Origin of the sequence: Sporosarcina koreensis, assembly GCF_001531445.1 — a bacterium.
Classification (GTDB): domain Bacteria; phylum Bacillota; class Bacilli; order Bacillales_A; family Planococcaceae; genus Sporosarcina; species Sporosarcina koreensis_C.
The window spans coordinates 1-11,301 of sequence record NZ_LQYA01000013.1; the positions used below are offsets into that span (position 1 = coordinate 1).

Annotated in this window: 18 protein-coding genes; 14 read left to right on the plus strand and 4 right to left on the minus strand. The window is 39.0% G+C overall.

Translation table 11 applies throughout. The features are described 5' to 3' along the window. From AWV70_RS23730 to AWV70_RS03505, 10 genes are all read left to right on the plus strand, one after another. A partial coding sequence (locus AWV70_RS23730; RefSeq protein WP_160327620.1) for a hypothetical protein occupies positions 1 to 448 on the plus strand: 448 nt, incomplete at its 5' end. A 245-nt stretch (positions 449 to 693) separates the two neighbouring features. Then, the gene (locus AWV70_RS03470; protein ID WP_060204404.1) at positions 694 to 1,308 is read left to right on the plus strand and encodes a hypothetical protein; all 615 of its coding nucleotides are present in this window, start codon (positions 694 to 696) and stop codon (positions 1,306 to 1,308) included. Between the two features lie 169 nt (positions 1,309 to 1,477). After that, positions 1,478 to 1,669 (plus strand): hypothetical protein, encoded by a 192-nt coding sequence (locus tag AWV70_RS03475; protein ID WP_060204406.1) that lies wholly within the window; start codon positions 1,478 to 1,480, stop codon positions 1,667 to 1,669. An 11-nt stretch (positions 1,670 to 1,680) separates the two neighbouring features. Then, complete coding sequence (locus tag AWV70_RS23735; protein WP_160327621.1) at positions 1,681 to 1,839, plus strand: hypothetical protein; 159 nt, start codon at positions 1,681 to 1,683, stop codon at positions 1,837 to 1,839. Positions 1,840 to 1,891: 52 nt separating this feature from the next. Next, a complete protein-coding gene (locus AWV70_RS03480; protein ID WP_060204408.1) occupies positions 1,892 to 2,350 on the plus strand; it encodes a hypothetical protein in 459 nt (152 codons plus the stop codon). 82 nt (positions 2,351 to 2,432) lie between these two features. Next, on the plus strand, positions 2,433 to 2,876 hold the full coding sequence (locus AWV70_RS03485; protein ID WP_060204410.1) for a hypothetical protein: 444 nt from the start codon (positions 2,433 to 2,435) through the stop codon (positions 2,874 to 2,876). Between the two features lie 16 nt (positions 2,877 to 2,892). After that, positions 2,893 to 3,159: a phage holin gene (locus AWV70_RS03490; protein WP_060204412.1), complete on the plus strand. Its 267-nt coding sequence runs from the start codon at positions 2,893 to 2,895 to the stop codon at positions 3,157 to 3,159. After that, entirely contained in the window at positions 3,159 to 3,929 is a 771-nt protein-coding gene (locus AWV70_RS03495) for a glucosaminidase domain-containing protein (protein WP_060204414.1), read from the plus strand. Before AWV70_RS03490 ends, AWV70_RS03495 begins: the two co-directional genes overlap by 1 nt. A gap of 11 nt (positions 3,930 to 3,940) precedes the next feature. After that, positions 3,941 to 4,228: an N-acetylmuramoyl-L-alanine amidase gene (locus AWV70_RS25055; protein WP_060204416.1), complete on the plus strand. Its 288-nt coding sequence runs from the start codon at positions 3,941 to 3,943 to the stop codon at positions 4,226 to 4,228. After that, entirely contained in the window at positions 4,225 to 4,422 is a 198-nt protein-coding gene (locus AWV70_RS03505; RefSeq protein ID WP_060204418.1) for a hypothetical protein, read from the plus strand. Before AWV70_RS25055 ends, AWV70_RS03505 begins: the two co-directional genes overlap by 4 nt. Before the next feature lie 290 nt (positions 4,423 to 4,712). Here AWV70_RS03505 and AWV70_RS03510 read toward each other — a convergent pair whose 3' ends face one another. Continuing rightward, positions 4,713 to 5,372, minus strand: a complete 660-nt coding sequence (locus AWV70_RS03510; RefSeq protein ID WP_060204421.1) for a hypothetical protein — start codon at positions 5,370 to 5,372, stop codon at positions 4,713 to 4,715. Between the two features lie 95 nt (positions 5,373 to 5,467). Between AWV70_RS03510 and AWV70_RS03515 the strand changes: the two genes are divergently transcribed. Both AWV70_RS03515 and AWV70_RS03520 read left to right on the plus strand, forming a co-directional pair. After that, a complete protein-coding gene (locus AWV70_RS03515; protein ID WP_060204423.1) occupies positions 5,468 to 5,674 on the plus strand; it encodes a hypothetical protein in 207 nt (68 codons plus the stop codon). 354 nt (positions 5,675 to 6,028) lie between these two features. Then, positions 6,029 to 6,211 carry a hypothetical protein gene (locus AWV70_RS03520; RefSeq protein WP_060204425.1) on the plus strand — a complete coding sequence of 61 codons (183 nt, stop codon included), beginning with the start codon at positions 6,029 to 6,031 and terminating at the stop codon, positions 6,209 to 6,211. 120 nt (positions 6,212 to 6,331) lie between these two features. Here AWV70_RS03520 and AWV70_RS03525 read toward each other — a convergent pair whose 3' ends face one another. After that, a complete protein-coding gene (locus tag AWV70_RS03525; protein WP_060204427.1) occupies positions 6,332 to 7,063 on the minus strand; it encodes a GNAT family N-acetyltransferase in 732 nt (243 codons plus the stop codon). 246 nt (positions 7,064 to 7,309) lie between these two features. Then, the gene (locus AWV70_RS03530) at positions 7,310 to 8,170 is read right to left on the minus strand and encodes an ROK family protein (protein WP_060204429.1); all 861 of its coding nucleotides are present in this window, start codon (positions 8,168 to 8,170) and stop codon (positions 7,310 to 7,312) included. A 343-nt stretch (positions 8,171 to 8,513) separates the two neighbouring features. Here AWV70_RS03530 and AWV70_RS03535 point away from each other — a divergent pair, with 343 nt between their 5' ends. Beyond that, on the plus strand, positions 8,514 to 8,747 hold the full coding sequence (locus tag AWV70_RS03535; RefSeq protein ID WP_060204431.1) for a hypothetical protein: 234 nt from the start codon (positions 8,514 to 8,516) through the stop codon (positions 8,745 to 8,747). 294 nt (positions 8,748 to 9,041) lie between these two features. Here AWV70_RS03535 and rpsD read toward each other — a convergent pair whose 3' ends face one another. Next, a complete protein-coding gene (rpsD, locus tag AWV70_RS03540) occupies positions 9,042 to 9,644 on the minus strand; it encodes a 30S ribosomal protein S4 (protein WP_060204433.1) in 603 nt (200 codons plus the stop codon). A 344-nt stretch (positions 9,645 to 9,988) separates the two neighbouring features. On the opposite strand from rpsD, the gene AWV70_RS03545 reads away from it, so the two are divergent. Then, positions 9,989 to 11,301 (plus strand): hypothetical protein (locus AWV70_RS03545; RefSeq protein ID WP_060204435.1); only part of this gene is annotated, 1,313 nt, incomplete at its 3' end.

An 11,301-nucleotide genomic window follows, 5' to 3' on the forward strand; every position in this document is an offset into this window, starting at 1 on the left:
GATTGACAAAGTGACATTAATGGAATATGTAGCAACATCACAAGTTGTTAAGGAAATTTTAATCAAAATGTGTTCTGCAATCGGGATTGACCATTCCAGAATTGAAGAAAAACTTTTTCTTCCTGAGCAGTTGATTGATAATCTGCATTCCTTTGATATTAGAACTATTGCCCAATTGGATGTATTGCTGGATGAAAATAAAAATCAGGTACCTGTGTTCATTAAAGCTTATAATCCACAAATTAATTCCAATTCATTAATCGGATATGATTTGGTGTTTGTTAATTTGTTCTACTTAATTATTTATAGGGATTTTTCTGAGGAAAGGTTGACGGAACTTCTAATAAACTATCAGCTGAAAAACGAACAAGATATAAAAGAAATAATAAAAAAATTAGAAAGTTTCTTGAGGAAGAAATTGAAATTTAAATATTCCTCTACGAATTAAATTAAGGAAGACATTTGAATGAGGAAGATGAGGCGTGAAAAGGGAAATAGTGTTAGAACTTTTTGAACTGGTCGATATAATAGAGCAAGTTAATGATAAAACCTATAGAAAAAAATAGTCCCCCTGGCCAACCAGAGGACAACGATGATTACAGCATTTCGTTGTATAATTTGTTTTGGGCTGGATCATAGGGGATGAGAATGTTACGTATCTCGAAAAAGTGAAGCGGAGTCGGGGGAGTTTTCTTGAAATTTGTTAAAGAAATAATGGTGGGTTCAATTATCGTTTCTATTATATTAATTTTGATTAGTAAAGCTGGATTTAATATAAATTTTAAACATATTGTTACCATTATTTTTATTTTATTTATATTAATGATACTTCATCCTCGAAAGTTCTTATTAATAAGAGGAACGCAATATCTGTTAATTTATTTAATGATGATGCTTTCGTTCCTTTCTTTAGTAATAACTGTTTTTATGGGTTTGGCATTATCGAAAATAATAAGTTATGATTATTTGTTCAACATGTTTAGTAAATATATAAGCTTATTCAACGATGATGAAAATTATATAGATGCGAATTCTCTATTTTTTATTATTATATTAGTGTTCTTACCAGCGTACTATATTTATAATATATTATTAATTATTAGCACATCACTTATTGAAAGATGGTTTGGAGAGAAAAAAATTGTTAAATTTGCAGCCCAAAGTTTTAATAAGGAATTATCATTAGCTTATTTCACTGTAATAATCGTATTTATGGGTTTTTTACCTTCATTTGCTGAGGGCTTGATAGCTAATATTGAAACTAGTCAAGTATTTGATGTACTAACTTTAGCGTTCATTTTATGTTAAGCCTATTACCAACTGCTCAATTATTATTTTCACAAGTTAAAAAGTAGTTACAAAAAGTGGGAAATATAAAACAGTCCCCCTGGCCAACCCGAGGACAACATTTGATGACAGCATTACGCTGCGTCATTTGTTGTCCTCTATTTTATTTCACAAAAAAGGGAGTGAGGTAGTGAGAACGTTACAAGATCAGTTAATCGAAAAAGGGCTTTCTCGTCCACATACAGACGAGGTAGACATAAAGAATACTAGGACAAGGGGCAAGCGAGAAGAGCGGCTCACATCGAGGGAGTGGGCGGAAATCATGGGTACCAATCGACCGACATACGGACGGAAAAAGGGCGGAGCGTTTAGACAGAGATAGGAGGGATCTTCATGTTAGGGTGGGCGGATCAGTTGATACAGGAATACACAGTGGGGCAATTGGATTTGATTAAGCGGGCAAATCGACTGGATAGGAAGAATCCGATTGACAGGGATGACCTTACGCAAATCAATAGCATGATTGAGAGCATGGCTTTCTCCATCGAATAGAAGGTATCTCCTTTCCTTTGTCGAATTTTGTAGATAGAGGGGAGTGAAGCCGATGGAGTGGACAGCATTATTAGTTGCGTTAATTGCGTTTTTTGGTGTTTTGATTGGGCACTTTTCAACGTACTTCACACAGAAAAATACCGTAAGTAAGCAAATCAATAACGAAATCAGGCGCGATAATAAAGCGGAAAACATTGAACGTCTTCTGGTTTATAACGGAGTATTAAAACTTGAAGGAGAAGTTCAGATGTTGACGGATGCTGGAGAATACGCTTTATTTGATTTGGAATCCTATCGAGAAAAATTCAGACCTATTCTGTACTCGAAATTTCATTTGCTTGATCAGGACGTATCCATATATGTTCGTGGAATAGATGTGGTTATTACTTCACCAGATATATTCGGGGAAATAGGTAGAAAAAATAATGACAAACTAATAGAACTTTTTAGCAACATGATCGTTAATATTGAATTACATATCGATAACTATAGAAATAGTAATAGTCAATGAAAGAACGTCCACACGGGCGTTCTTTTTATTTTATCTAAAACAGAGAAAAGGGGACGTGAGGTGAAGAATGGAGGATGTAAAAATGCCGTTAGAAGAACGTTTAGATGTCCAAGACGAGCGGATCAATAAACAAGATGATCGGTTAAACAAACAAGACGAGCGTTTGAATCATCACAGTGAGAAAATCACTCAGTTACTCAAGTATGACGAAGAAAAGCACGAACGGCTAAAACTTGTGGAAGAAGAAGACAAGAAAAAAGAAGAGCGTTTGCAGGATGTTGAGAAGAATTACACAAGACTTGAGACTACCATCGTTTCAGAAAATCGGGAAATGCGCTCTTTTTTCCTGACGAACATGGATAAGCAGTGGAATTTGATCAAGACTCGGGATGAACAGCGCCATGACAATTTACGAATGAAACATGAGCTGTCCAAAACCAAAGTCGAAAGATGGAGCGACATACTTTTCAAGCTAATTGGCTCGGGAAGTATTTTGTATGTGTTAATTCAAACGTTCGTTAAATAATACTGGAGGTAATAACATGAAAATCAATTGGAAAGTAAGGATCAAGAACAAGATGTTCTGGCTGGCAATGGTGCCGGCTTTTTTATTGGTTACACAGATCGTCGCGGGGTGGTTTGGATACGAGTTGGCAGCTGATCTGATCGGCATGGAAGCGACAAGGTTTATCAATGCTGTATTTGCTCTACTTGTCATCTTGGGGATTGTTGTTGATCCTACCACTGATGGCGTAGATGATAGCAAACAAGCTTTACACTACCATAAGCCGAAGAAAGATGATAAATAATGAATTTCGTGGAAAAGTTTGCACCGTTTGCAGTTAAGCATGGCATAGCAAACGGTGTTTTGCCGTCGTTGATTATTGCCCAAGGAATATTGGAATCCGGATCCGGAACGTCCGAGCTCGCCACAAAAGCTAACAACCTTTTCGGCATAAAAGTCGGCTCGGGCTGGACTGGACCCACATACACTAAAAGGACAAGCGAGCAACGGCCAGATGGCACCATCTACTATATAGACGCAGCATTCCGGAAGTATCCATCTTTTGAGGGCTGCGTCATTGACCTAATCCATAAATACACGCACGGGACAGGTTGGGAGCATTTCAATCGATATGCAGCCATACTCAACCAAAAGGATTACAAAAAGGCGACTGCTGCACTTCAAGCAGCGGGCTATGCGACCGATATCAGGTACGCCGAAAAACTTAACCAACGCATAGAACAATACAATCTCACTAAATACGACAAGGAGGTAATCAATGTGGTGAAGATTTATATCGATCCCGGACATGGCGGTACTGATCCAGGAGCAACCGGAAACGGGCTGAAAGAAAAAGATTTGACCTTGGCCATTTCAAAACGCATCGAATCCTTATTAAAGGAATATGAAGGTGTCCAGGTCAAATTAAGCCGTACCACTGATCAAACACTTTCGCTTAAACAACGAACGGATATGGCAAACGCATGGAAAGCTGACTACTTGATGTCTGTTCATATTATATTAACGCGGGCGGTGGAAAAGGCTACGAGGATTACATTTTTAATGGAAAGTTAGCGGCAGAACTATTGATTAAAGCGGTTGTTCATGCTGAAATTACAAAAGCGGTCCCGGAATTTCTCAATCGCGGCAAGAAACGAAATAACTTGCACATCGTCCGCGAATCCAATATGTCATCGATTTTAACTGAAAGTGGATTTATTGATAATCCTAGCGACTCCAAGCTGTTAAAGAGTGCTGATTTTCTCAATCGAGTTGCATTAGGACATGTATACGGCATTGCTAAAGCATTCGGACTAAAAAAAAAGCCGGTTCATCCACGCAAACACCGGCTAAGACGGGGGATGACGACTTGAAGTTTACAAGCGGAACTCTCAAAAAGGAATGGGAAACGTTTCTTGGCAGCAAGGCCCAGCGTGAAATAGCTGTTAAGGAAGCCGTAAAACAAGGTTACAATGAAAAGTGGATTAAGGATTTAGCCGAGGGTAAGGCTGCTGATGGCGATGTGGCTGCCCTTGCTGTCGGTGCACTAATTAGAGCTAACAAGTAATAATTTGATGGTCTGCTCAAGTTCTGATATGATGAACACTCATCAGAAAGATGACTGTAAAAGCGCCCTGTCCTTAATTGGATTAGGGCGCTTTTCTTATTTGTCGGTTAATCTACTTATCTCGCGATAGAGACTAAGCTGATAATCAGATAGCTCTTTGAGTGCAATTGGCTTGTCGTCGAACATATCAAACTGCATATCAGCGAGATAATGACCGACTAAATTAAATCTCTCCTTATCTTTTTCTGAAAACTTGCTGGACAACTCCATGATTTCTTTTATTTGGACTGTTATTCAAAACAAGCTCCATAAATTGCTGTAATACCAAACAATGCACCTAGTTCTGTTTTAATTTCAGGTCCATATGCAGCTGTAGCTCTATCAAATGCTTCATCATAAGATTTAGATTTAGACCATCCTTTGTTTCTGTTGAATTTATAATGTCTGTGTAGATTATTTACGAATTTTGCAGTTCCGCCTACGGCATTTAGAGCATTTTTAATTTTTGAGATCTTAGCAATTGGTAAGATGCCGGTTACTAATGCTGCTCCAATTGCTCCTACACAAGCTGCTACACCAAATACTTGGATACCATCGTCAATGATTTGGTCGTTTAAAATATAAGGAGCTATATTACTATCAATAATCAAATTGACACCATCAGTAGAAAATTGATAGTCGCCATCTACATTAGCTTGAAACCAATCTACAATGGCATTTGGCCCTTCTTCAAGAACACTATCAGGAATAACTTCAATAGCATTTATAAATGATGAAGATTCGTCGAAAAACGCTTCTAGGTCTCTTTCAGAGTTGGATACGGGTTTCAAAGATGGAAGATCACTTTCATTATTTAGATCTTGAGCGCTAGCTGTGTTACCATTAAACGTAAACATTGTGAAAATGGATAGTGTCAAGAGAATACTTATAACTTTTTTTAGTTTAATCATAGTAAATAACCTCCATTTGGTGTAATATCATTAATATTCCAATGATTCAAAAAAGTACAATGTTAATTAAAAAAAGAAAGAAATAGGGTGATTGTTTGAATAATAATAAAAACAGTGGTCTTAGTAATGCCATGTTTATTTTAATGTTTTTTGTTTTTATTGTTGGTCTTTTAATGATATTTGACTTGGTTAGCAATCTAGTTAGTGGAATTTTAATGTTAACTTTATTCGGTATTGCAGTAATAATAAAGATTGTAGAAATGAAAAAAACAAGTCCTAAAAATGGAAAAACAGATGATTAAACGGGCGTAGATAACAAGAAAAAAAGCGGCGGTTTTGCCGCTCTTTTTCTTTTTCTATGGCCAATCGGGAAACGTGCTACAAAAGATGATTATTTATTGAAGGCGCTTGGTGATATAGTTAAAAAAGTACGGAGTATGTAAAAAAGAGGGGGCTTATGCCTCCTCTTTTAATTTGGTGCTATGGCAGAACTGTGTGCCCGATGTGCCAAATGTGTGCCCATTAGCAGACCATTAAATAAAAAAGAGTACAAATAATGACCGCAATTGACACCAGTATGAGCATTGAAAGGCGTTGTTAACACGTTTTGAAAAATGCGGAAATCACATGCCAGCGGCTAGGGTATCGCTGGCAGTGTGAAGGTCACCGGTTCGAACCCGGTATGTTCCATAGAGAAATGTGTTGATAGGTCGGCGCTTCTTGAAGGGCAGACGAAGCTGGATGACAAAACAATCACCGATGGCGACTTGTTAGCCCTCGGCGCCGGAACGTCTGTAAGAAACAGCATGGCGAAAGTTGAGGATGCCAAAGAGAAATGATATGATGAATACTCATCAGAAAGATGACTGTACTAAGCGCCCTGTCCATTAAGGATTAGGGCGCTTTTTAATTTGTATTTATATGTGAACATTCACACTCAATAGTGGAATCAAGGTGGCTCAGTCAGTGGAGTTGGGAGAAATCGTTTCCCACTTTCCAAACAGCGTAAAACCAGCTGCTTTAGCCAACGACACAGACGCCTCGTTATCGAGTTGGCATCTATATTGGGGTTCGTACTCCTGATTATAGGCATATTTGCAAATTGAGCGTACCACTTTACGAGCATGACCTTTTCCTCTGAATGGAATTAATGTCAGTACGCCAAGATCTGCAATTTGTTGAGCATTCCCCCAAGGATACATACTTGCAGCGCTGACTAAACGGCTTTTCTCAAATGAGCCGAATACAGCCCAGTGATCTAACTCCACATAAGCATCATCTAAGTCTTGCTTTGATGCGGCGGATTCGAACTCAGAAAAAATTGTTTCATCTTGCTCTGTTAACTGACGCAAGGAACTTTCCAGGGGTTCTTGCATCAATATGTTTTTTTCAGCTCGAGAAAAATAAAATAGATAATCTGCGCCATGCAAAGTAACCCCAATTTCAATCAATTTTTGACGAAATGCAAACTCTGACAGGTCCTGCCATTGATAAAGGTCTAACTTATCGGCTAGCTCAGGAGTCAGCACTGCCATAACCCGGCCATCAGAGGTTTCCAGCATCATGACTCGACGGTCTTCACTCAAGTCAGGGTTGATGGTGACAGTAAAGGCTTTATCAATGTATAGAATATCTCCGTTCAAAAATTGTGTCTGCCAAAACGTAGTTATTGTTTGTGAAAATAATTTCATATTTCTTCCCCCTTCAATTCTTATTCTATCTAATAATACTATTAGAGGGAATATATTGGACGATCCGTTTATCGATGACATAAATTGATGGACATCGTTTCTGTCCAATCAATGAACTAAAAAAGGAAGCGATTGGTAACCTAATATGTCCTATAATAGGGTTGTCTGCAACTCCTTTATTATGATCTTAAAATTGCAGACTATCATAGGTAAAGTGCTTCTGGATGAGGGCGCTTTTTTATTTTGTTATAAACGCGCTCTATTATTTAAAAGCTTTAATTTTTCTTGTGCAACTACGAAATTCATCGCTCCTTGAGCAACCATATATTTTGCATCCTCTGATTTTCGAATTGTGCATACATCCCATAATTCCGGAAGTGTGTTCTCTTTAGCAACTTTTACTGCAAATTCAAAATATCCTTCATACTGAATTGTTCTTCCCCCTAAAATTATCCTTTGGGGATTTAAGAGATTGATAACTGTTGCAATAGCTAAACCTAAATATCCTCCCGCTGTCTGGACTACTTCATGTGCAATCGCATCGCCCTGCTCTAAGTTTCTATGTAGAGTTTCGGCATCAGTATTAGCTTTTGCGATAATACTGGCACCACTTGCTAACTCATCAAGCTTTTTAATGCCATCAGAAGTAGAAATAGGAATGCTACCTAGTTCACCGGCCCATCCTTTACATCCCTTTACAAACTGTCCACCTTGATTAATTCCCGCAGCTATACCTGTTCCTATCATAATTACTACAGTATCAACTTTTTCATTTAAAGCTGTTTCTTGGATAAGCGCAGCCTCAACGTCATTTATCATATAGACAGGAATATTATTTATGTTTAAGAAATTAGTATCCATACCAGCAATGTTAGGCAGCACATCTGAAATCACGATTTTTTGATTTTGCTCAACTAATCCTGGAACGGCAACTCCTATAGAATTAATAGTAAAAGGTAAACTATTGACGAATTCATTAATTTCTCTGAGGATTTCATAATCTGTATACATTTTTCCGGTCGGTACTATTTTAGAGATTTTTTCACCTTGATATTCAACTACTAATAACATTTTGGTTCCACCGATATCAACGCCTAAAGTAGTCATTCAAAATTCTCCTTTGCACAGTTAGGTTTCACCATAGGATTATATAATACGCAATTATTTAATTAAATATATAGGACTCCGGGAAGTGCTATTAAATGCTTTGCAAACGAATGTTCTATATTTAAAATGTTTGAAATTAGGAACGAGTGTGCGTGAAACATTGGAGAAGTCGGTAAGACATGGAGAAGTTTTGGAGATGATGTACTTAGCAGCAGATGGAACTGTCAGTAAGCGTCGTATCAAAGTGCACCAAGTTGGTGAGGTGTCATTTAGGGCATACTTTTACTATCGACAACGTTTTAGCACTTGTCCCTGTGATTGATAAGGAAAGAAGGGTTATTTAATGAAGGTACTTGGAGATATCAAAGATCGCGGAAAAATTAAATGGACGGCGATGATGCTGCCCGAGCATACGGTGCGATTACGAGACTGGTACGCCGAGGATGATTTAGCTCCGGAACCAGAACTAAATGAGGACGATATGCAGTTGCTGCAGGAAGAACTAGAATTGCATTCACAAAAAGAAACGACGCCATTATTACAACTTGGCGCGCAGGTAAAAAGGATACATATATAGGTAAGATTGTACGACTGGATCCGGCACAGCAGAGCATATCGGTGGAGGGGTCATTTGGTAAGAACAATATCAGTACGGAGCATGTAAAAAAGAGGGGGCTTATACCTCCTCTTTTAACTTGCATAAAAATCTGAAGAACATTCAATACTTATTCTGTCCATGAATTAACGTCCCCCAGACTAATGGTTTTAATAAGTTTCATTTACAGAGGGGTAAACAAACGAAAAACCCCAGAAACATTGCTGTTAAGCAACTTCCGGGGTTTTGAAAAACGTTCTTTACAAGGCGTATTAATTAACGAGAGTAGAACTCAACGATAAGTGCTTCGTTAATTTCAGCAGCAAGTTCGCTGCGCTCAGGCATACGTACGAATGTACCGACTTTAGTGTCAGTATTGAAAGTAACGTACTCAGGAACATAGTTGTTCACTTCTAGAGCTTCGTTAACAACATCAAGGTTTTGAGATTTTTCACGAAGAGAGATCTCTTGACCAGGTTTTACGCTGTAAGATGGGATGTCAACGCGTTTGCCGTCAACAAGGATGTGACCGTGGTTGACGAGTTGGCGAGCTGCACGGCGAGTGCGTGCGAGACCCATGCGGTATACGAGGTTGTCAAGGCGAGTTTCAAGAAGGATCATGAAGTTTTCACCGTGTTTACCAGGCATTTTACCAGCTTTGTTGAAAACAGTTTTGAATTGACGTTCGTTCACGCCGAACATGAAACGAAGTTTTTGTTTTTCTTGTAATTGCATTCCGTATTCGGAAAGTTTTTTACGTTGAGTAGGACCGTGTTGTCCTGGTGCGTAAGGGCGTTTTTCGATTTCTTTTCCAGTACCGCTTAGCGAAATGCCAAGACGACGGGAAAGTTTCCAAGATGGACCTGTATAACGAGCCATGAGAGACTCCTCCTCTGTTTTGGTTTTATTTTGTTGTAAAATAAGAACCAGATGTATTCAATCCGTGTGCCATTCTATAATCTTGCATCCTCGCCTCAGCAGCCTCAAGGTTACACGATGCACCTTACCGAAAGGAATAGACTGGACAGCATGGATCATACAACTGCTGCAACTATTTTACACAAGGAACATCATAACAATTATTCGAATGTGAGTCAAGCTCTTATCATCGCCATCCGAATATGTGAGAAGAGTCGATGAATAGCTGTTAAATATAGGTTCAATGTATTAGAATGGTAGCATAGGTATAAATTACGAGTTACGTAAAATGAGGGTGATGGCAAATGAATGATCATGAGTTGACATTATATGAAGTGAAATGTTCCATTTTTGATTTATTGTCGAATTTGTACGATGAGAATCCTTTGGAAGACACGCTCGTGAAATTCAAGGAAATCTTCATGAGTCATTTTGAAATAAAGGATGCGGAAATACTGCTGTACGACAATAATCGATTTACACCGCTAATCAGCAATCTGTCCACACAGAATTGCGGACAGGTTCCGGAAACCTATACAAATGACCATCCGATCTTCAATGTGTCATTCATCTCGCATGTTGCAGGCGGGGAGTATGAATTTGCAGATGACTCGCTCATCATAAGAGATGTCCATCTTGCCCCTCTTGCTGCGCTGCTCTTTGCGGCAAGTGAGAAATGGCATGCATTTGCTCTGACGCCTCATTTGAAGGCATTGAAAAAAGTGTTTGGCACATTCATAGGCCAAGCTGTACAAATGCATCAGATCTTGGAGAAAGAGAAGACGTATAGGCATCTATTCGAAGTGGCAGAGCTATTCAACTCCACGATGGAAAGTGATGTGATTCTTGATGGGCTGATAGAGGCGGTGTCTGGGTCATTTCCAGCTTACGAAGTACATCTACTTCTTTCGAACGAACAAAAAGGAAAAACGAATGAGTACCGTTTGTTTGATTATGCAAATGAAAGGGCGTCCGCTGTCGACGCATTCCTTTCAGGGGATTTGACGATTGAGAATGCCGCGGATATTTCAAGCAGCCTTATGAATGCCCCTATTCGCGGAAGACAGGGAATTTACGGCGTTTTGCAGATTATCGCGCCAAAAGGCACTGAATTCACCGTTTCGCAGAAGAGTTTTATTCGATCGATGGCGAGTGGCGCAGGCAACGCACTCGAAAATGCCAGTCTTTACGACCAATCCCATCGTCTGGTGGACGATTTGCGCTTAGTGAATGAGGCGTCGAGGGAATTGAATAGCAATCTGGATCTTGACGAAATGATCGCATTTCTCAAAGACCAGTTCATGAAGGCATTCCGCCCACATGAAATGGCATTCGTCTTTTATGAAGAAAAACGCAGTTATTCTATTTCACCCTCCTCCACGGCGCTTTTCAAAGAAGATGCAGGAGAAAAATATATAGATGCAGTGTCCGGCCGCTTCAGTAGAGGGGAAGAAGCAGTTTTTGACGCGAACACAAATAGGCACACAGTCGATAAGGACGAATTCAGATCACTTGTCGCCCTGCCAATCAACAATGGCGGAGAAATGATTGGATTTGTAATCCTCATGCACCGGGAAGAATATTTTTTCTCATTTGATAGTTTCAAACTGATGCGATC

Bases quoted from the DNA above. Each gene is read 5' to 3' on its own strand.
- AWV70_RS23735 (WP_160327621.1), top strand. From the start codon at position 1,681: ATGTTAGGGTGGGCGGATCAGTTGATACAGGAATACACAGTGGGGCAA.
- AWV70_RS03480 (WP_060204408.1), top strand. From the start codon at position 1,892: ATGGAGTGGACAGCATTATTAGTTGCGTTAATTGCGTTTTTTGGTGTT.
- AWV70_RS03485 (WP_060204410.1), top strand. From the start codon at position 2,433: ATGCCGTTAGAAGAACGTTTAGATGTCCAAGACGAGCGGATCAATAAA.
- AWV70_RS03490 (WP_060204412.1), top strand. From the start codon at position 2,893: ATGAAAATCAATTGGAAAGTAAGGATCAAGAACAAGATGTTCTGGCTG.
- AWV70_RS03495 (WP_060204414.1), top strand. From the start codon at position 3,159: ATGAATTTCGTGGAAAAGTTTGCACCGTTTGCAGTTAAGCATGGCATA.
- AWV70_RS03510 (WP_060204421.1), bottom strand. From the start codon at position 5,372: ATGATTAAACTAAAAAAAGTTATAAGTATTCTCTTGACACTATCCATT.
- AWV70_RS03525 (WP_060204427.1), bottom strand. From the start codon at position 7,063: ATGAAATTATTTTCACAAACAATAACTACGTTTTGGCAGACACAATTT.
- AWV70_RS03530 (WP_060204429.1), bottom strand. From the start codon at position 8,170: ATGACTACTTTAGGCGTTGATATCGGTGGAACCAAAATGTTATTAGTA.
- AWV70_RS03535 (WP_060204431.1), top strand. From the start codon at position 8,514: ATGAAGGTACTTGGAGATATCAAAGATCGCGGAAAAATTAAATGGACG.
- rpsD (WP_060204433.1), bottom strand. From the start codon at position 9,644: ATGGCTCGTTATACAGGTCCATCTTGGAAACTTTCCCGTCGTCTTGGC.